The organism is Pseudoxanthomonas dokdonensis (genome assembly GCF_001431405.1).
Taxonomy (GTDB): domain Bacteria; phylum Pseudomonadota; class Gammaproteobacteria; order Xanthomonadales; family Xanthomonadaceae; genus Pseudoxanthomonas_A; species Pseudoxanthomonas_A dokdonensis.
The window spans coordinates 18,114-36,323 of record NZ_LDJL01000008.1; the positions used below are offsets into that span (position 1 = coordinate 18,114).

Sequence of the window (18,210 nt, forward strand, 5' to 3'; positions counted from 1 at the left end):
TGACCATACCCCCATGACCACCATCATCACCCCTCGCGTACATGATCTGGGCGGCGGCTTCGAAGTCCGCCGCGCAGTGCCTTCCCTGCAGGCGCGCAGCGTCGGCCCGTTCGTGTTCGTCGATCACATGGGGCCGGCGACGTTCGACCCCGGCCGTGGCATCGACGTGCGGCCACACCCGCACATTGGTCTGGCCACGGTGACCTATCTCTGGTCCGGCGCGATCAGCCACAAGGACACGCTTGGCTCGGAACAGGTGATCCTGCCCGGCGACGTCAACTGGATGACCGCTGGTCGCGGCATCGCTCATTCCGAACGCACCCCTGGCCACACCCGCCAGCAGGCGCACGCGGTGCATGGCATGCAGACATGGGTCGCCTTGCCGAAGAGCCACGAGGAAACCTCGCCGGAGTTCCATCACCACGCGGCCAGGACCTTGCCCGAATTCCGCCACAACGGCGCCTGGTTGCGGGTGATCGCCGGCCGCGCCTATGGCGAGGAATCACCGGTACGGGTGTTTGCCGATACCTTCAACGTCGCCGTGGATCTGGCCGCCGATGCCGAACTGGCGATCGAGAACGAACACGTCGAGCGCGCCATCTATCTGCTGCAAGGACAGGCGCAGCTGGATGGCGCGGATATTCCGGAGAAGCATCTGGTCGTGCTGGATCCGCGCAGCCGTCCGGTGCTGCGCGCACTGACGCCGGTGAAAGCGATGCTGCTCGGTGGCGAACCACTGGACGCCCCCCGGCACATGTGGTGGAACTTCGTGTCCAGCTCGAGGGAGCGTATTGAACAGGCCAAGCAGGATTGGCTGGATGACAGGTTCGGGCATATCGAAGGCGAGACGGAGTTCATTCCCTTGCCCGAGCACTGAGGTTATTTGTGAGTCCGCGATAACGTAAATCGAACAAAACCGTGATGGGCTTCGTATATCTTTCGCGCACCGCCAAAAACGGCGGCCTAATTTAACTTTGGGGGTTCAAGCATGAATCTTGGCAAGAAACTGACAGCGGAATTCCTGGGTACCTTCTGGCTGGTATTGGGAGGTTGCGGCAGCGCGGTACTGGCTGCCAACTTTGGCGGCGACGGCAATCCGCTGGGCATCGGCTTCGTCGGCGTGGCGCTGGCATTCGGCCTGACCGTGCTCACCGGCGCCTACGCGTTTGGACATATCTCCGGCGGGCATTTCAATCCGGCGGTGAGCTTCGGCCTGTGGGCTGGCGGTCGCTTTCCGACCCGCGAACTGCTGCCCTACATCGTGGCCCAGGTACTGGGTGGCCTGGTCGCCGGCTTCATCCTGATGCAGATTGCCAAGGGCAATGCCGACTTCAACAACAACCCGCTGGCAGCCGGCAACTTTGCCAGCAACGGGTACGGTGCCTTGTCACCGGGCGGTTACACGGTCGCCGCCGCCTTCCTGTGCGAAGTGGTGCTGACCGCGTTCTTCCTGATCGTAATCATGGGCTCGACCCATCCGCGGGCACCGGCGGGCTTCGCGCCGATCGCCATTGGTCTGGCCCTGACTCTGATCCATCTGATCAGCATTCCGGTCACCAACACCTCGGTCAACCCGGCGCGTTCCACCGCCGTGGCCTTCTTCGCCGGTTCCGGCGCGGTCAGCCAGTTGTGGCTGTTCTGGGTGGCACCGATCCTGGGTGGCCTGATTGGCGGCATGGCCTACAAGTGGCTTGGACGCGAAGACTGATCGTCTTCAAGCACCTGTTGCCCGCATAGCGGAAAGGCCGGGAATCCCCGGCCTTTTCGTTGTCGTGACCCCGCCCGGTGCTGCTGTCGACGGCGCCCGGCTGGCCATCAGAAACGGCCTTCCTGGAAATCGACGAATGCCTGCATCAGTTCCTGACGGGTGTTCATGACAAACGGTCCGTGCCGCATCACCGGCTCGCGCAGTGGACGACCTGCTACCAGGATCAGACGCGCCGCGGCGCTACCGGCGTGCAGTGACAGCTCCTCACCGCCACCGAGCACCGCCAGCTCCTGTGCGGCTACCGGGCGTGCTTCCTCGCCACGGCCCACCGTGATGTCGCCTTCGAAGACATAGGCAAACGCATTGTGTCCCTGTGGCAGCCGGTACTGCCAGTCGGCACCGGCCTGCAGTTCGATGTCCAGGTAAAGCGGATCGGTGGCCGCCTGCGAGATGGGCCCACTGACCTGCCCGACCTGGCCAGCGATGACCTTGACCGTGACACCCTGTGCCGGTTGCGTCACCGGGATCCGTTCGGCCGCGAACTCCTGGTATTTCGGATCGGTCATCTTGTCGCGTGCTGGCAGATTGACCCACAACTGGAAACCGCGCATGCGACCGGATTCCTGCTCCGGCATCTCCGAGTGGACCAGGCCGCGGCCGGCGGTCATCCACTGCACCGAGCCCGGCGTCAACAGGCCTTCGTTGCCGTGGTTGTCCTTGTGTCGCATGCGTCCATCCAGCATGTAGGTAACGGTTTCGAAACCGCGATGCGGATGCTCGGGAAAACCCGCCAGATAGTCCTCCGGGCGGTCGGTGCCGAATTCATCGAGCAGCAGGAACGGGTCCAGATCCGGCAGATCCGGACCGCCAATGACCCGGGTCAGCTTGACCCCGGCGCCATCGGACGCCGCGCGGCCACGCAGCAGGCGGATGACCCGTGCGGGCGAGCTGGTGGTCGAAGTGTTCATGGCGTGTCTCCATTTCAGTTGCCGCAAAGATGGCACCGGCGGCGTATTAACAGAAGCGCGCTGGACGACACCATCTGTTCCAGCCATGCACGCTTGCCGCCGCTCCGCCTGCCATCGCCGCACATGCCGATGCCGCCTTGCGCTGCATTCAACCGGCCGGCGGCGGGTCCGGCCGAACTTTCAGGCGACGTAGACCGACTTGATGTTCATGAATTCGTGGATGCCGTGTTCGGCCAGCTCGCGGCCGAAGCCGGACTGCTTGGCGCCACCGAACGGCAACCGCACATCGCTGCGGACGATGGCGTTGACGAAGGCCGCGCCCACCTGCAACTGCCCGGCAATCCGCTCACCACGGGCGGCATCACGCGTCCACACGCTGCCACCCAGTCCGAAGCGGGTATCGTTGGCGACCTTGACCGCTTCCACTTCACCGGCCACCCGCAACAGACTGGCCACCGGGCCGAACAATTCCTCTTCGTAGGCCGGCATGCCCGGCACCACCCGGTCGAGGATGGTGGCTGGATAGCCGGCATGCGAGCTGTCGGGCTGGCCACCGAGCAGGACCACCGCGCCTTGCTCGACGCTGGCCAGCACCTGCCTGTGCAACTCGTCGCGCAGATCCTGCCGTGCCATCGGCGCAAGGCTGGTGGCGTCGTCCTGTGGATCACCCAAGCGCAGCCTGGATGCGGCGGCGACGAAACGTTCGATGAAGGCGTCGGCGATCGCCTCGACCACGATGAAGCGCTTGGCCGCGATACAGGTCTGCCCGGCGTTGCCGAAACGCGATGCCACCGCGGCGGTGACGGTACTGTCCAGGTCGGCATCTTCCAGCACGATGAAGGCATCACTGCCGCCGAGCTCCATCACCGACTTCTTCAACTGCTGGCCAGCGTTGGCAGCCACCGAACGGCCCGCTCGCTCGCTGCCGGTCAGGGTCACCGCCGCCACCCGCGGATCGCGGATGACCTCGGCGGCCTGATCATTGTCGATGTGCAGCACGCCCAGCACGCCCGGTGGCAGGCCAGCTTCGCGCAACACATCAGCGATGACATCGGCGCAATGCGGCACGTTGCTGGCGTGCTTGAGCAGCGCCACGTTGCCGGCCATCAAGGCCGGGGCCAGGAAGCGGAACACCTGCCACAGCGGAAAATTCCATGGCATCACCGCAAGCACGCAGCCGATCGGCTCGTAGCGCACATAACTGCGGCTGCCATCGGTGGCGATGGCTTTGTCGGCCAGCAACTCGGCGGCATGGTCGGCGTAGTAATCGCACGCCCCGGCGCATTTCTCGATTTCGGCGATGGCTTCCTTGCGCAGCTTGCCCATTTCGGTGGTCATGATCCGCTGGATGTCGTGCTTGCGCTCACGCAGCTCGTGGCCGACCTGGCGCAGCAATTGGCCGCGGTGTTGCAGGCTGTGTGCCGACCATTGCGCGAACGCCCGTTGCGATTGCGCCAGCACCGCTTCGATGGCGGCGGCGTCCATCAGTTCAATCGAATACGCCAGCTGTCCATTGGCGGGGTTGATGATGCGGGTACTCATGGTGCGTTCTCCGGAAATCCGCGGTCAGTCTGCACGGGCGCGCGTTAGCAGGCCGTCAGCCACCAGCGGGTGCGATGCCGATGTGGCTGCGAGGACTATTTGTCCGGCTGCAGCGCCAGCTTGATGTCGCGCTGGCGCTGGCGCTCCTCGCGGTAGGTCAGCCACCATCCGAACAGTGCCACCATCGAAACCGCGACGATCATCAGCGTCGCCAAGGCGTTTATCTTCGGGCTAAGGCCCAGCCGCACCGACGAGAACACTTTCATCGGCAAGGTGGTCGAGCTGGGGCCGGCGACGAAGCTGGCGATCACCACGTCATCCAGCGACAGGGTGAAGGCCAGCAACCAGCCCGAGACCAGTGCCGGTGCGATGATCGGCAGGGTGATCAGGAAGAACACCTTGATCCGGTTGGCGCCCAGATCCATCGCTGCTTCCTCCAGCGACTTGTCCAGTTCCGAAAGCCGCGAGGAAATCACCACGGTCACGAACGCCAGACTGAAGGTCACGTGGGCTATCCAGATCGCCACCACACCCTTGGACTCGAGATGGAACATGCTGCCGACCGAAACGAACATCAGCAGGATCGACAAGCCGATGATCACGTCCGGCATCACCAGTGGTGCAGTGATCAGGGCACCGAACAGGGTCTTGCCGGGGAATCGACGCATCCGCGTCATCACCAGCGCCGCCATCGTCCCCAGCACCACCGCCGCGCAGGCGGTCCAGAACGCCACTTTCAGGCTGATCCAGGCCGCCCCCAGCATCTGCCGGTCGCGGAACAGCTCGCCATACCACTTGGTCGAGAATCCGGCCCAGACCGTTGCCAGCCGTGACTCGTTGAACGAGTACACCATCAGGATCAGGATTGGCAGGTACAGGAATGCGAATCCCAGTCCCAGCACCAGCCAGGTCGACCAGCGTGCGGGCATCTTCATGTCAGCCGGCCCTCCATCTCGCGCTGCTGGACCCGGTTGAACAACAGGATCGGCACCATCAGCAGGATCAGCATGACGATGGCGACCGCCGAGGCCACCGGCCAGTCACGGTTGTTGAAGAACTCATTCCACAACACCCGTCCGATCATCAGAGTATCCGGACCGCCCAGCAGTTCCGGGATCACGAACTCGCCGACTGCCGGGATCATCACCAGCATGCAGCCGGCGATGATGCCGGCGCGCGACAACGGCACGGTGATGCGGAAAAACGCCTGCCACGGCCGTGCGCCCAGATCGTAGGCGGCCTCGATCAGGCGGTGATCATGCTTGACCAGATTGCTGTACAGCGGCAGCACCATGAAAGGCAGGTAGGCATAGACGATGCCGATGTAGGCGGCCAGCGGGGTGTACAGGATCTGGTTGCCGTCGATCAGGCCGAGCATGTTGAGCAGCTTGATGATGCCGGTCTTCTCCAGCAGCGAGCCGACCATGCCGCTGCTCTTGAGGATGCCGATCCAGGCGTAGATGCGAATCAGGAACGAGGTCCACGACGGCAGGATCACCAGCATGATCGCGATGTTGCGGGTGCTCGCTGGCAGCCGGGCGATGACATAGGCCATCGGATAGCCGATCAGCAACGCCAGCAGGGTCGAGATACCGGCAATCTTGATCGAGCTCAGATAGGCCAGCCCGTACTGCGAATCCATGAACAGCGAGGCGTAGTTGCCGAGGTTGAGCTTCAGGGTCAGTGCTTCGTCGACGTATTCCAGGATCGGCGTATACGGCGGCATCGCGATCGCCAGCTTGGCGAACGAGATCTTCAGCACGATCAGGAACGGGATGGCGAAGAACACCAACAGCCACAGATAGGGCACCGAGATCAGCGACCAGCGCGGACCGGGCAAGCAGGCTTTCCACCAGTGCCTGTTCATGAGGTCAGCACCACCCCTTCGTTGTCGCCCCAGGCCAGCCAGACCTTGTCGCCCCAGGTCATGCCTTCGCTGGCCCAGCGTTCCTGATTGGCGAAATTGGCCAGCATCATGAAGCCGCTATCGAGCCGCACATGAAACACCGAATGGCTGCCGAAATAGGCGATGTCCTCGATTTCGCCATGCGCCTTGTTGTGCGGCTGCGCCGGTTCTTCCTTGCTGATCTGGACCTTCTCCGGTCTTACCCCGAACGCCACTTCCTGGCCTTCGTACCCGGAGACGCCGTGACCGATGTAGATCGGCCTGTCCAATGCCGGCGAGGCAATGGTGATGTACTCGGCCTGGTCTTCCTCGATTCGTCCTTCCAGCAGGTTGACCGAACCGATGAACTGGGCGGCGAAGCGGCTGGTCGGCGACTCGTATATTTCATCAGGGGTGCCGACCTGGCGGATCCAGCCCTGGTCCATCAGTGCGATGCGGGTGGCCATGGTCATCGCCTCTTCCTGGTCGTGGGTGACCATGACGCAGGTGACGCCGGACTTCTCGATGATGCTGACCAGTTCCAGCTGCATCTGCGAGCGCAGTTTCTTGTCCAGCGCGCCCATCGGTTCGTCCAGCAACAACAGCTTGGGATCCTTGGCCAGCGAACGCGCCAGCGCGACCCGCTGCTGCTGGCCGCCGGACAGCTGATGCGGTTTGCGCCGTGCCAGTTTCTCCAGTTGCACCAGCGCCAGCATCTCGTCGACCCGCAGCTTGATCGCATCCTTGCCAAGGCGGTCCTGCTTGAGGCCGAAAGCGATGTTCTGTTCCACCGTCATGTGCGGAAACAGCGCATAGGACTGGAACATCATGTTCAACGGCCGCTCGTACGGCGGCAACTCGTTCAACAGCTGTCCATCCAGGCGGATGCTGCCCCTGGTCGGCCGCTCGAAGCCGGCCAGGCAGCGCAGCAGGGTCGACTTGCCACTGCCCGATCCACCAAGCAGAGCGAAGATCTCCCCCTTGCGGATATTCAGGCTGACATCGTCGACGGCGACGAAGCCATCGAACTCCTTGCGCAGGTCGACAATGCTGAGATAGTCCTCCACCGCGACCTTGGCGTCGGGTCGCTCAACGGTTGCTTTGTCCGGTCTGGCGTTGGCCATTGCCACGGTCGTCTCCTTGAGGTGGGTGCCACCGCGGTGGCGCTGCCCGGCTGGCGCCGGGCATTGCTTCATTTGCCGGTCTTGAGTTCGGTCCAGATACGGGTATACAGGCGATCCACTTCCGGCGGGACGATGGCGAACGTAAACAGCTTGCTGGCCACCTCCGGCGGCGGATACACCGTCGGATCACCGGTGATGCTCTCATCCATCAGCGGCATCGACTTGGGCACCGCGTTGGGATAGTTGATGAAGTTGGAGTTGTTGGCCATCACCTGCGGGTCGAGCAGGTAGTTGATGAACGCATAGGCTTCATCGACGTGCTTGGCATCCTTGGGGATGGCCAGCATGTCGAACCACTGCGGCGCGCCCTCTTTCGGAATGGCGTAGGCAATGTTGACGCCGTTGCCCGCCTCGGCGGCGCGGTCGCGGGCCTGGATGATGTCGCCGGACCAGCCGACCACCAGGCAGGTGTCACCATTGGCCAGCGAATCGATGTACTGCGAGGAATGGAAGTTGCGCACGTACGGCCGGATCGAACGCAGCAGTACTGCCGCCTTCTCGATCACCGCCGGGTCGGTGCTGTTGGGATCTTCGCCGAGATAGTTGAGCGTGATCGGGATCAGTTCCGAAGGTGTATCCAGCAGCGTCACCCCGCAGTCCTTCAGCTTGGCGATGTTCTCCGGCTTGAACACGATATCCAGGCTGTTGGCGATGTCGGTATTGCCGAATGCGGCCTTGACCTTGTCGACGTTGTAACCGATGCCGGTGGTGCCCCACATGTAAGGAATTGCATATTCGTTGCCCGGATCCTGCCTGGCGATGCGCGCCATCATCTGCGGATCAAGGTTGGCGTAGTTCGGAATCCTGCTCTTGTCCAGCGGCAGGAATACCCCGGCCTGGATCTGCCGGCCGAGGAAGTTCAGGGTCGGCACCACGATGTCGTAGCCGCTGGAACCGGCCAGCAGCTTGGTCTCCAGCAACTCGTTGCTGTCGAACACGTCGTAGATGACCTTGATGCCGGTCTGCTTCTGGAAATTGGGGATGCTGTCGTCGGCGATGTAGTCCGACCAGTTGTAGACATTCACTACCTTGCTGGTATCCGTGGCCTTGTCTGCGCCGCTCCCCGTCGCGGCCCTGTCGCCACACGCGGCCAATCCCGCAATCGCCGCGGCTGCCACCAGGAATCGTAGTTTCATCAGCTTCTCCACCTGTGAAGTTTCACCCTGCATCCTGCGTGGACATGTTGCTCCTGTGCCTGCTCCCCGACTGGCCAGCAGCGTGTTGCTCAGGTACCGGTCTTGAGTTCGGTCCAGATGCGCGTGTACTCGCGAGCCACCTCCGGCGGCAGGATCGCGAAAATGAAGAGCTTGGCATCGACATCGGCCGGCGGGTAGATCGTCGGATCGTTGCGGATGGATTCGTCGACCAGCGGCTTGGAGGCCGGAATCGGGTTGGGATAGGTGACGAAGTTGGTGTTGGCCGCGGCCACTTCCGGGGTCAACAGATAGTTGATGAAGGCATAGGCCTGATCGACGTGCTTGGCATCCTTGGGGATGGCCAGCATGTCGAACCACTGCGGTGCGCCCTCGCGCGGGATCGAATAGCCGATGTTGACGCCGTTGCCCGCCTCGGCAGCACGGTCACGCGCCTGGATGACATCACCGGACCAGCCAACCGCCAGGCACAGATCACCATTGGCCAGGTCGTTGATGTACGAGGACGAATGGAAATTGCGCACATACGGACGGATGGCGGTCAGCAAGGCGGTGGCCTTGGCGATCACCGCCGGGTCGAAGCTGTTCGGATCCTCGCCCAGATAGTTGAGCGCGATCGGGATCAGCTCGGTCGGGGTGTCCAGCAGGGTGATACCGCAATCCTTCAACCTGGCCGCGTTTTCGGGCTTGAACACCAGGTCCCAGCTGTTGGTGACATCGGTGCTGCCGAAGATCGCCTTGATCTTGTCGACGTTGTAGCCGATGCCGGTGGTCCCCCACATATAGGGCACCGCGTACTGGTTGCCCGGATCCTGCACGGCGATGCGCTTGAGCATGGCCGGGTCGACGTTCTTCAGGTTGGGGATCTTGCTCTTGTCCAGCGGCAGGAACACGCCGGCCTGGATCTGCCGGCCCAGGAACGCCAGCGAAGGCACCACCACGTCGTAGCCGGAGGAACCGGCCAGCATCTTGGTCTCGACCATTTCATCGCTGTCGAACACGTCGTAGGTGACCTTGATGCCGGTCGCCTTCTCGAAGCCGGGGATGGTGTCTTCGGCGATGTAGTCGGACCAGTTGTAGACGTTGACCACGTCGGCGGCGGCACCCGCCTTGCCATCCGCGCCCTTGTCCGCGCATCCGCCGAGGACGCCTGCGCACACCGTTGCCGCCAGGACCAGTGTCAGCCGCTTCATTTCATTCTCCGGATTGGGGGTTTCGTCCGCATGATACCCCCGCCACCGCTGCCCTGGCAGCGGCTGGCGCGGAGGATCTGCGATGGATGGGGGCCGGCGCGGCTCATGCCGCCAGCCCGGCGGCGGTCGCGTCCAGCGCTTTCCAGGTGCGTGCGAACAGCATGTCGATCTGCTCGCGGCTGATGATCAGCGGTGGTGACAGCAACATCGCGTCCCAGGTTGCCCGCAGTATCAATCCCTGTGCCAGCGCGTGATCGCGGCAGACCCCGCCGACGCTGCCACGCTCGCGGAAAAACCGCCGCTGGCGTTTGTCCGGCACCAGCTCGAGCGCGCCCATCATGCCGGCGATGCGCGCTTCGCCGACCAGCTTGTGTTCGCCCAGCTGCGCCCAGCGCTCGGCCAGGTACGGGGCGGTGTCATGCCGGCAGGTCTCGACCAGTTTCTCGTCCTGCATGATGCGGATGTTCTCCAGCGCCACCGCCGCGCAGACCGGATGCCCCGAATAGGTACAGCCGTGCGCCAGTTCACCGCCCTGCTCTTTCAGCACCCAGGCGACGCGGTCGTTGAACATCGCCGCCCCCAGCGGGATATAGCCGGAGGTGATGCCTTTGGCGATGGTCATCACGTCGGGCTGGAAACCGAAGTACTGCGATCCGAACCACTCACCGGTACGGCCGAAGCCGCAGATCACTTCATCGGCGACCAGCAGCACGTCGTACTTGCGGCAGATGCGTTCAATCTCCGGCCAGTAGGTCATCGGCGGGATGTAGACACCAATCGCGCCCATGATCGGTTCGCCGATGAAGGCCGCCACCCGCTCCGGGCCCAGTTCCAGAATCTTGTCTTCCAGCCGCCGCGCCGCGACCAGCCCGTATTCGTCCGGCGACAGATCGCCACCGTCGATGAACCAGAAAGGCGGATCGATGTGATGGATGTCCGGTATCGGCAGCCCGCCCTGCTGGTGCATGCCTTTCATCCCGCCCAGGCTGGCACCGGCCATGGTGGTGCCGTGGTAGCCGTCATGGCGACCGATGAAGATGTTCTTCCGCGGCTGGTCCTGCACCGCCCAGAAGTGCCGCACCAGCCGCAGGATGGTGTCGTTGGCTTCGGAGCCGGAATTGGTGAAGAAAGCATGGTTCAGGTCGCCCGGCGCCAGCTCGGCCAGCTTGGCCGCCAGCGCGATGGTCGGCTCGGTGGTGCACTGGAAAAAACTGTTGTAGTACGCCAGCGTTTCCATCTGCCGGGCCGCGGCCACGCCCAGTTCCTTGCGGCCATAGCCGATGTTGACGCACCACAGGCCGGCAAACGCATCCAGCAGCTGGTTGCCGTCGGCATCCCAGACATAGCAGCCCTCGCCGCGGGTCAGGATGCGGGTGCCGCGCTTGGCCAGCGCGGCATTGTCATTGAACGGATGCAGGTGGTGGGCGGCATCGAGCTGCTGCAGGTGGCGGGTATCGAGGGTTGTCATGTCATCTCCGTAAAGGCAGGGCCGTGCTTCCCGGCACGACATCTGTTCGCAGGAATCAGCGATGCACGGCCGGTTGCCGCGCCATCGCCTGAAACAAGCTGGCTGAGCCGGCCAGCTCAGCCGGATGATGCTGCTGTCACAACGGCTTGCCGCGGATGTAACGATATTCCTGGGTCTGCCCTTGGTAGCCCCAGGCGTCTGCATGAACCTCATCAATCACGACGTAACTGGCTGGCGCCAGCGCGCCGAATATATCGGCCACCGCGGCAAACACGCGGCGGACGTACTCGGCTTTTTCATTCTTGGTATTGGTGCCTTCAGTGACCTTGATGTCCAGATAGAACGTCACCAGTGACTGACTGGCGAGACTGTTGCCACCGATGTACCAATGCCCAGCCTCCATCGCATGGATCGACACCGAGGTCAGCTCGGGCTTTTTACCCAGAACGGTGGCGGTAAGTTCCGTGAGAATGCCGGCGACGCGCTCTGCCTGTTGCTGCGATGGCTTTGCGGAAACGCGGAAATCAAGATACGGCATGTCTGGTGCTCCTTGAGATGGCGGGCAGGCTCATACATTCAACAGCAGGAACTCGCGTTCCCACGAGCTGATCACGCGGAAAAAGGTTTCATATTCCTTGCGCTTGACCGATACATAGGCGCGGATGAATCGCGGTCCCAGCATCGCCTTGATCGGCTCGCAGACTTCCAGTTTGTCCAGCGCATCGCCGAGCGAGCGCGGCAGCTCGAAGCCGACATCCTGGGCGCTGGTGGTCAATGGCTGGGTCGGGCTGAGCTTCTCGCGCATGCCCAGCAGGCCGCAGGCCAGGGTCGCGGCCATCGCCAGGTAGGGATTGGCGTCGGAACCGGCGAAGCGACTCTCGACGCGGGTGTTTTCCGCCGTGTCCATCGGCACCCGCAGGCCACAGGTGCGGTTGTCGTAGCCCCACTGCACGTTGATCGGTGCCACCTGCCCCAGCGCCAGCCGGCGATAGGAATTGACGTTGGGCGCCAGCAGCGCCATCGCCATCGGCATGTACTTCTGCAGGCCGGCCAGGTAATGACCGAACATCGCGCTGATCTTGCCGTCGCCGCCGCTGAATATGTTTTCGCCCTTGCCGTTGAGCACGCTCTGGTGGATATGCATGGCGCTGCCGGGCTCGTTTTCCATTGGCTTGGCCAGGAAAGTGGCGTAAACGCCGTGCCGCATCGCCGCCTCGCGCATGGTGCGCTTGAACAGGAACACCTGATCGGCACGCGACATCGCATCGGCATGAACGAAGTTGACTTCCAGCTGGGCGGCGCCGGATTCATGGATCAAGGTGTCCACGTCCAGCTCCATCGCCTCGCTGTAGTCGTACATCAGGTCGAGGATCGGATCGAACTCGTTGACCGCGTCGATCGAATACGACTGGCGCGCGGTCTCCGGGCGACCGGAACGGCCGGCCGGCGGCTGCAGTGGAAAGTCCGGGTCGGTGTTTTTCTGGACCAGGAAGAACTCCACCTCAGGCGCCACCACCGGCCGCAGTCCGGCCTCGGCATAGGCATCCAGTACCCGCCGCAACACGCTGCGCGGGGCCAGATCATGCGGCGCGCCGTCCTTGGTGAAACAGTCGTGGATGATCTGCGCGGTCGGATCGGCTGCCCACGGCACCATCCGCACGGTATCCGGATCCGGACGCAGGAACATGTCCGAATCCGACGGCGAGGTCAGTTCGTAGTAGTCATCCGGATAATCGCCGGTGACGGTGGTGGCGAATATGCCTTCCGGCAGGCGGGTGCCGTAGTCGTGGGAGAACTTGTCGGCGGGGATGATCTTGCCGCGGGCGTTGCCGGTGATGTCGGGCACCAGGCATTCGACCTCGGTGATGTGGCGCTCTTTCAGCCAGCGCCGCAGGGAACTCTCGGAGGGGTCGGCAACGCTGATGACGCTGCTTGGCTGTTTTCGTCGATTCATGGAACTGCTCGCTGCTGGCGTCGGCTGGCATGCTCACGACAGGCCTGGCCGAACGACTGGAAAATGCTCAGGTAGAACGGATTTTCGGTGACCCGCCACTCGGGATGCCACTGCACGCCGAGCAGATAACCCGGGCCCACGTGGCGGAAAGCTTCAACCAGACCGTCGGCCGCGGTCGCCTCGATCAGCAGACCGTCGCCCAGCGTGCGCACGCCTTGCCCGTGCAGCGAGTTGACCCGCACCTGGCTGACACCCGCCAGGCCGGCCAGCAGCCCGCCAGCGGCCAGATCCACCACATGTGCCGGCCCGTACTGCTGCTCGAGCGGCGCCGAGGTGTCTTCGCGATGGTCCAGCATGCCCGGTTGCTCCTGGACTTTCTGGTACAGCGTGCCACCCAGGGCGACGTTGACCTCCTGGAAGCCGCGGCACAGCGCCAGCAACGGCAATTCAAGTTCCAATGCAAGCCGTACCAGCGGCAAGGTGGTGGCATCGCGTGCCGGGTCGTGCAGGTTGCCTTCGTATGAGACTTCGTCGCCGTAATGATGTGGCTCGATATTGCTGACCGAACCGGTCAGGACGATGCCATCGACCCCGGCCAGCCATTCGCGCAGCGGTAACGACGGCACCAGCGTCGGCAACAACACCGGCAGGCAACCGGCGCCGTTGATCACTGCGCGGACATACTTTTCGCCCACCGCGAGGAAGGGGTGCATGCCAATCTGCTTGCGGTCGGTGGGCAACGCGACCAGGGCTGGGCTGGCCATACGGAACGCTCGGAGAGGTGTCAGGCCAACTTAACCCGGCCGTTTTATTTTTACAACACACGCATCCGGCGGCCGCGACTGATAGCACCAAAACCGGGCTTTAAACGGCTTACCTTTGTCATTGGCAGTGTTCCAGCACCATTCGCGTTGAGTATTCTTGACAAAATCCGGCCACTGGGAGAGCGTGTCATCCGCCATGTGCTGGCCTGGCGACCACCGCGACACCGGCCGCGGCAGACACGATACAGGCGCTCTGCTTCACCCCCATGACCACGGCTTTGCACTCAGGCAAATGACCATGACACGCTCTCCGCTCCTGTCTCCTGTTGGCTAACCCATGAACCAGCCCCGCTCCACTGCCACTCCATCCGCGCCCGGCATGTCGGCCACGGATCTGGCGACCCTCCAGGCCATGCCCGCCTGCGAGGCCGTCGATCTGCTGCTGCCGGACATGAATGGCCTGCTGCGCGGCAAGCGCATCGATCGCAGCGCGCTGGAGAAGATCTACCGCGACGGCGTATGCCTGCCGATGTCGCTGATCGGCACCGACATCACCGGCAACACGGTGGAAGAAACCGGCCTCGGTTATGACATCGGTGACGAGGATCGGATCTGCCGGCCACTGCCCGGCTCGCTGCGACCGGTGCCGTGGTCGCCGCGGCCGATGGCGCAGTTGCTGCTGACGATGGAAGACGGTGCCGGCGGCCTGTTTGCCGCCAATCCGCGCGAGGTGCTGGGCGCGGTGCTGGCACGCTACGCACAACGCGGGCTGACGCCGGTGGTCGCGGTCGAGCTGGAGTTCTACCTGTTCGACCAGCGCTGTGACCAGCACGGCCGGCCGCGCAGTTCGCTCAATCCGGTCACCGGCGCACGCAACACCAGTACCCAGGTCTATTACATCGAAGACCTCAACGATTATCGCGGCTTCACCGATGCGGTCGCCGGCGCCTGCCAGGCGCAATCAATACCGGCCGACACCGCGGTCGCCGAATACGCGCCGGGCCAGTTCGAAATCAACCTCAAGCATCGCGACGACGCGCTGCGTGCCTGCGATGACGCGGTATACCTGAAGCGCGCGATCAAGGCGGTGGCGCAGCAGCAGGGCGTGCAGGCCAGTTTCATGGCCAAGCCGCTGGTCGATCAGGCCGGCAGTGGCATGCATATCCATGTCAGCGTGCTCGACGGCGATGGCAACAACGTGTTTGCTTCCCCGGTGAACCAGCCCACGGCCGCGCTGCGCCATGCCATCGGTGGCCTGCAACACAACGCCAAAGACTGCCTGCTGCTGTTCGCACCCCATGCCAACAGCTATCGTCGCTTCGTGCTCAATGCGTTCGTGCCGTTGAACGACTGCTGGGGTTACAACAACCGCACGGTCGCCCTGCGCATCCCGCACAGCGACCCGGCCAACACCCGCATCGAACACCGCATCGCCGGTGCCGATGCCAACATCTACCTGGTGACCGCGGCAGTGCTGGCCGGCATGCTCGACGGTATCGAACGGCAACGCGAGCCGGGCCCACCCGTCGTCGGCAACGCCTACGAGCAGACCGATATCCACACTCCCTACTGGCGCCAGGCGATCGATGACTTCCTCGCCAGCAACTGGATCAACGAGCAGTTTGGGGCGAGCTTCCAGCATGTGTTCGGGCAACAGAAACTGGCCGAAATGCGCCGCTTCGAAAGCCACGTCAGTGATCTGGAATACGACTGGTACCTGCGCAGCGTATGAGCTCATCGGCCACTTCGTCCTATCCACCCAGCTGGTACGCCGCCAGCACGCCGTTACTGCCGTTGCAGCCGGCATTGCAGGGCAGTGCCGAGGCCGACGTCTGCATCCTCGGCGCCGGTTACACCGGTCTGTCGGCGGCGCTGGAGCTGGCCGAGGCCGGTTACCGGGTGGTGGTGCTGGAAGCAGCGCGGATCGGCTGGGGTGCCTCCGGTCGCAACGGTGGCCAGGTCATCGCCGGTTACAGCTGCGGCGAAGCGGCGCTGGAGTCACTGATCGGCTTCGACGATGCGCGCAGATTGTTCGACTACTCGCGCGAGGGCGTGCACTGGCTGCGCCAGCGCATCGAACGCCACCGGATTGATTGCCACTGGCGCGATGGCCACGCCTCGACCCCGATCAAACCGCGCCAGGTCAGCGAATGGCAGGCCGCCGCCCGCCACATGAGCGAACGTTACCAGTATCCGGTGCAATGGTGGAGCCGCGAACAACTGCGCGGGCAGCTTGCCAGCGACCGCTACCTCGGTGCGTTGTACGATCCGCACAGCGGCCATTTGCATCCGCTGGCCTATGTACTCGGCCTGGCCCGCGCCTGCCTGGCGGCGGGCGTGGTCATCCATGAGCAATCGGCTGTCACCCGTGTTGATCGCGGCGCACAACCGATCATGCACACCCGCGCTGGCCAGGTGCGGTGCCAGTCCGGCATCCTCGCCGGCAACGCGCTGCTGCGCGGCATCGCCCCCGAACTGGAATCGCGGATCATGCCGGTCGGCACCTACATCGCCGCGACTGAAGTACTGGGTGCCGAGCGGGCCAGCGCACTGATCGGCAATGACATGGCGGTGGCGGATACCAACTGGGCGCTGGATTATTTCCGCCTCAGCCAAGATCACCGCTTGCTGTTCGGTGGCCGCGCCAGCTATTCGACGCTGCCGCCGCCGAGCCTGCGCGCGACCATGACCCGGCGCATGCGGCGGGTGTTCCCGCAACTGGCCGATGTCCGCATGGACTACCTGTGGGGTGGCCTGATCGACATCTCGCGCAACCGCGCGCCGCACTTCGGACGGCTGGGTGACAACCTGTATTTCGCGCAGGGATTTTCCGGCCACGGCGTTGCCGCCACCGGCATGGCCGGGCGCTTCATCGCCGAGGCCATCCGTGGCCAGTCCGAACGGCTGGACGCGTTCGCCAGGATCGGGCACGCCAGCTTCCCCGGCGGCCGCGCCCTGCGCACCCCGCTGCTGGTCGCGGCGATGGCCTGGTACAAGCTGCGTGACGCGCTCTGGTGAGCTGTCGGCCGGCGACGCTCAGCCACGTTGCCGCGGCATCCATGCCAACGCCAGCAAGGTCAGTGCCGCCGCCACGCACAGGTAATAACCAACGTAGGCCAGACCGTAATGGCCAGCCAGCCAGGTAGCGATGTACGGGGCCAGCGAGGCACCGAAAATACCGGCCAGATTGAATGCCAGCGAGGCGCCGGTGTAGCGCACCTCGGTCGGGAACAACTCCGCCAGCAAGGTGCCGCATGGCCCATAGGTCAGGCCCATCGCCGCCAGCCCCAGCGACAGGAACAGCAGCACCTGCCAGGCCGCACCGGCGGTGAACAGGCGCGCATAGAACAGCCCGAACACGAAGATCAGCACACTCGCGATCACCATCGCCAGGCGCCGGCCATGACGATCGGCGAACAGCGTCGACAACGGGATGCACACGGCGAAGAACAACACACCGACCATCTGCAGCAACAGGAACTGCTCGCGGCTGTAGCCCAGTTGCGCGGTGCCCCAGCTCAGCGAGAACACGGTCATCAGGTAGAACAGCACGAATGTCGCCAGCACCATGAAGGTGCCCGCCAGCAGCTGGCCCGGATAATGGCTGAGCACCGTCCACATCGGCAGGCGCACGCGCTGGTCGCTGTCCAGCGTCTTCTGGAAGTCCGGTGTCTCGGTGATCCGCAAGCGCACCCACAAACCAACGAACACCAGCGCCGCGCTGGCCAGGAACGGAATCCGCCAGCCCCAGCCGATGAACTGCGCATCAGTCAGCACTTCGCTCAGCAACAGGAAAATGCCGGTCGAACACAGGAACCCGATCGGCGCGCCCAACTGCGGGAACATCCCGTACCAGGCGCGCTTGCCGGGCGGCGCGTTCTCGGTCGCCAGCAACACCGCGCCACCCCATTCGCCACCCAGCCCCAGGCCCTGGCCGAACCGGCACAGTGCCAGCAAGGCCGGAGCCGCCACGCCGATGCTGGCATAGGTCGGCAGCAGGCCAATCGCCACCGTCGACAGGCCCATCGTCAACAATGCCGCCACCAGCGTGGCCTTGCGGCCGATGCGATCGCCGTAATGGCCAAACAGCGCCGAGCCTATCGGCCTGGCGAAGAACGCCAGCGCAAACGTCGCCAGTGACTGCAGGGTCGCCGATGCCGGGTCCGCGGAGGGGAAGAACAGGCTAGGGAACACCAGTACCGCCGCGGTGGCGTAGATGTAGAAATCGAAGAACTCGATGGTGGTGCCGATCAGGCTGGCAAACAGTACCCGCGCAGGCGAGTTGGTGGCGCGGGCGGCGCCGGGCATCACGGTCTCTGGCATTGGACTTCCATCGCGGGCTGACCGCCGGATTCTGGCAGATAAGCCGCCGCGCGGCGAAATCATCGTG

16 protein-coding genes are annotated in these 18,210 nt (G+C 63.8%); 4 read left to right on the top strand and 12 right to left on the bottom strand.

Features of this window, described 5'->3' with window-relative positions:
• The first annotated feature begins 13 nt into the window (after positions 1-13).
• Entirely contained in the window at positions 14-877 is an 864-nt protein-coding gene (locus ABB29_RS08295) for a pirin family protein (RefSeq protein WP_057658164.1), read from the top strand.
• A 111-nt stretch (positions 878-988) separates the two neighbouring features.
• On the top strand, positions 989-1,708 hold the full coding sequence (aqpZ, locus tag ABB29_RS08300; protein WP_057658165.1) for an aquaporin Z: 720 nt from the start codon (positions 989-991) through the stop codon (positions 1,706-1,708).
• A 107-nt stretch (positions 1,709-1,815) separates the two neighbouring features.
• On the opposite strand, the gene ABB29_RS08305 is transcribed toward aqpZ, so the two are convergent.
• From ABB29_RS08305 to ABB29_RS08355, 11 genes are all read right to left on the bottom strand, one after another.
• A complete protein-coding gene (locus tag ABB29_RS08305) occupies positions 1,816-2,676 on the bottom strand; it encodes a pirin family protein (RefSeq protein ID WP_057658166.1) in 861 nt (286 codons plus the stop codon).
• A gap of 180 nt (positions 2,677-2,856) precedes the next feature.
• On the bottom strand, positions 2,857-4,218 hold the full coding sequence (locus ABB29_RS08310; protein WP_057658167.1) for an NAD-dependent succinate-semialdehyde dehydrogenase: 1,362 nt from the start codon (positions 4,216-4,218) through the stop codon (positions 2,857-2,859).
• 95 nt (positions 4,219-4,313) lie between these two features.
• Positions 4,314-5,153, bottom strand: coding sequence for an ABC transporter permease subunit (locus ABB29_RS08315; RefSeq protein ID WP_057658168.1), 840 nt, complete (start codon positions 5,151-5,153; stop codon positions 4,314-4,316).
• Positions 5,150-6,085 (bottom strand): ABC transporter permease subunit, encoded by a 936-nt coding sequence (locus tag ABB29_RS08320; protein ID WP_083487684.1) that lies wholly within the window; start codon positions 6,083-6,085, stop codon positions 5,150-5,152. Before ABB29_RS08320 ends, ABB29_RS08315 begins: the two co-directional genes overlap by 4 nt.
• Entirely contained in the window at positions 6,082-7,227 is a 1,146-nt protein-coding gene (locus tag ABB29_RS08325; protein WP_083487694.1) for an ABC transporter ATP-binding protein, read from the bottom strand. The genes ABB29_RS08320 and ABB29_RS08325 overlap by 4 nt, the downstream gene beginning before the upstream one ends.
• Positions 7,228-7,295: 68 nt before the next feature.
• Positions 7,296-8,423 (bottom strand): polyamine ABC transporter substrate-binding protein, encoded by a 1,128-nt coding sequence (locus tag ABB29_RS08330; RefSeq protein ID WP_057658230.1) that lies wholly within the window; start codon positions 8,421-8,423, stop codon positions 7,296-7,298.
• Between the two features lie 89 nt (positions 8,424-8,512).
• Positions 8,513-9,625: a polyamine ABC transporter substrate-binding protein gene (locus tag ABB29_RS08335; protein WP_057658231.1), complete on the bottom strand. Its 1,113-nt coding sequence runs from the start codon at positions 9,623-9,625 to the stop codon at positions 8,513-8,515.
• 112 nt (positions 9,626-9,737) lie between these two features.
• Positions 9,738-11,102 (bottom strand): aspartate aminotransferase family protein, encoded by a 1,365-nt coding sequence (locus ABB29_RS08340; RefSeq protein WP_057658170.1) that lies wholly within the window; start codon positions 11,100-11,102, stop codon positions 9,738-9,740.
• Between the two features lie 136 nt (positions 11,103-11,238).
• Positions 11,239-11,640: a tautomerase family protein gene (locus ABB29_RS08345; RefSeq protein WP_057658171.1), complete on the bottom strand. Its 402-nt coding sequence runs from the start codon at positions 11,638-11,640 to the stop codon at positions 11,239-11,241.
• Between the two features lie 30 nt (positions 11,641-11,670).
• A complete protein-coding gene (locus ABB29_RS08350) occupies positions 11,671-13,056 on the bottom strand; it encodes a glutamine synthetase family protein (RefSeq protein ID WP_057658172.1) in 1,386 nt (461 codons plus the stop codon).
• A complete protein-coding gene (locus tag ABB29_RS08355; protein ID WP_057658173.1) occupies positions 13,053-13,820 on the bottom strand; it encodes a gamma-glutamyl-gamma-aminobutyrate hydrolase family protein in 768 nt (255 codons plus the stop codon). The genes ABB29_RS08350 and ABB29_RS08355 overlap by 4 nt, the downstream gene beginning before the upstream one ends.
• Before the next feature lie 337 nt (positions 13,821-14,157).
• Between ABB29_RS08355 and ABB29_RS08360 the strand changes: the two genes are divergently transcribed.
• Both ABB29_RS08360 and ABB29_RS08365 read left to right on the top strand, forming a co-directional pair.
• Complete coding sequence (locus ABB29_RS08360; protein WP_425414745.1) at positions 14,158-15,552, top strand: glutamine synthetase family protein; 1,395 nt, start codon at positions 14,158-14,160, stop codon at positions 15,550-15,552.
• On the top strand, positions 15,549-16,838 hold the full coding sequence (locus ABB29_RS08365) for an NAD(P)/FAD-dependent oxidoreductase (RefSeq protein ID WP_057658175.1): 1,290 nt from the start codon (positions 15,549-15,551) through the stop codon (positions 16,836-16,838). The genes ABB29_RS08360 and ABB29_RS08365 overlap by 4 nt, the downstream gene beginning before the upstream one ends.
• 18 nt (positions 16,839-16,856) lie before the next feature.
• Here ABB29_RS08365 and ABB29_RS08370 read toward each other — a convergent pair whose 3' ends face one another.
• Positions 16,857-18,143 (bottom strand): MFS transporter, encoded by a 1,287-nt coding sequence (locus ABB29_RS08370; RefSeq protein ID WP_157062571.1) that lies wholly within the window; start codon positions 18,141-18,143, stop codon positions 16,857-16,859.
• Positions 18,144-18,210 lie beyond the last annotated feature (67 nt).